1 protein-coding gene and 1 pseudogene are annotated in these 1,044 nt (G+C 34.3%); both read left to right on the forward strand.

What is annotated here, in order from left to right; genetic code table 11:
• Positions 1-53 precede the first annotated feature (53 nt).
• The gene (locus ABZW17_RS46730) at positions 54-266 is read left to right on the forward strand and encodes a hypothetical protein (protein WP_354829483.1); all 213 of its coding nucleotides are present in this window, start codon (positions 54-56) and stop codon (positions 264-266) included.
• Positions 267-821: 555 nt separating this feature from the next.
• Positions 822-1,044: pseudogene (locus ABZW17_RS46735) on the forward strand (mobilization protein); the annotation flags it as partial.

The raw sequence follows: 1,044 nt of genomic DNA on the forward strand, positions 1-1,044 counted from the left end.
TAATAGACAGATTATAACACCCAATTTTCTGTCCACTTTTATAGTATAGCTCCATGGCACGTGTTGGTGATCTTTTAGAAATCAACTATCTAGGGACGCATACCATGCGTAAAACAGGCACTTATCGTGTTTATACGCAGTCGAATTATAATATTGGTTTAGTCATGCATTTATTAAACCATTCAAGCGAAGCCATGACTTTAACATATCTTGGATTAGATCAAGCTAGTCGAGAAACGATGTTAGACCAAATTGATTTTGGGTAATGAATGTTTAGAACTTAGTAGTCGTCCAAAAACAACTACTTTTTTTGTTGAATCGTCCAAGGACGATTCGATGCTTTTGACTTGTAAGAACAGGATTGAATGAAGCCATACTGTTCGCATATTTTTAGTGGATGAACAAACAAAATACGAGAGATTTTTTGTTCGTTCATCCATGGTTTTAGAAAAAAGAGGGACGATTTCGGAAGAAGAAAATCGTCTCTTTTTTTTCTTCTTTTTGTATGACAAAAAGAAAGATCTTTTGCTCATTTTATTTTTATAAAATGGGTAGGTGGCGTTTGCGTAAAGCAAATCGACACAATCCAAAGGGGATAAAAGGGGAAAGTGAAACTTCCCCCTTTTCAAGCCACATTGTAATACAAGAACGAAGTAATTTGTATTACAATGTGATAGCTTACAGCAGTATTTATGGGTTTATATTTGCTATTTTGTTGTGAGGATTGTAACCGAATAGGGCGCAATGCTTATTACAAAATCAATGACAAAGGGCGATTGAGGAATGAGCGCTGGGGCATTTTATCTTTGAGGAGGCTATTTATGGATCAGAAAGAAGTATCACAAAATCAAACAAAGTACATTCAATTTAGATTATCTGAAGAACAATACAATAAGCTGAAAATTTCAGGAGAAACATATGGACTCTCTCCGAATCTTTATGCGAAAAAATTAGCACAAAAATCTCATTTAAAAAAACCTTATCTCGAACATGACCAAGCGAAATCTTTATTATTAGAACTCTCAAAACAAGGAACCAATTTAA

Origin of the sequence: Amycolatopsis sp. NPDC004625, assembly GCF_040609695.1 — a bacterium.
In the GTDB taxonomy this organism is placed as follows: domain Bacteria; phylum Actinomycetota; class Actinomycetes; order Mycobacteriales; family Pseudonocardiaceae; genus Amycolatopsis.

What these genes read in the sequence shown, in the direction of transcription:
- ABZW17_RS46730 (WP_354829483.1), top strand. Translation starts at nt 54, where the DNA reads ATGGCACGTGTTGGTGATCTTTTAGAAATCAACTATCTAGGGACGCAT.